Genomic DNA, 598 nt, shown 5'->3' on the forward strand with positions numbered 1-598 from the left:
GCTCACATCGAAGCCGCGGTCCGAGGTCGCCGCGAGCAGATCGCGGACATCGGCCTCGGCGCATTCGGCGGTCTCCAGCCGTGGCCGCCCGGCAGTCCCCTCAAGGATCTGCTGCCGAGGAGACCCGTCCGTCTCGGGGAAGACGGTACGCAGGCTCTCGTGCCGGTCCGCGACATCGCCGAGCGCCGCCTCCAGCGCGGCGATGTCCAGCGCACCCGTCAGACGCAGCGCCAGCGGCAGGTTGTACGCCGCGTCGGCGCCGGAGCCGGTCTCCTCCAGCCGGTTCAGGAACCACATCCGCTGCTGCGCGAAGGACAGCGGGATCACATCGGGGCGGGTCACCGGCCGCAGCGCGGTCTGTACGTCGCCGTCTCCGCCGTCCCCGCCGTCGAGGAACCGGGCCACCGCGGCCACCGTCGCCGAGGTGAAGAGCTCCCGGATGCTCAGTTCGGTGTCGAGGACGGCCCGGATCCGGGCGATGAGCCGCATCCCGAGGAGCGAGTCCCCGCCGAGGTCGAAGAAGGACACATCGGCACCCACCCGCTCCAGCCCGAGGACTTCGGCGAACAGCCCGCAGAGCACCTCCTCCACCGGCGTC

At 71.9% G+C, this 598-nt stretch carries 1 protein-coding gene; it reads right to left on the minus strand.

The window, feature by feature from the left end:
- On the minus strand, positions 1 to 598 hold a 598-nt coding region (locus tag FF041_RS38575; RefSeq protein WP_194292343.1), incomplete at both ends, for a condensation domain-containing protein.

The sequence above is a fragment of the Streptomyces jumonjinensis genome, from assembly GCF_009600885.1.
Classification (GTDB): Bacteria; Actinomycetota; Actinomycetes; order Streptomycetales; family Streptomycetaceae; genus Streptomyces; species Streptomyces jumonjinensis.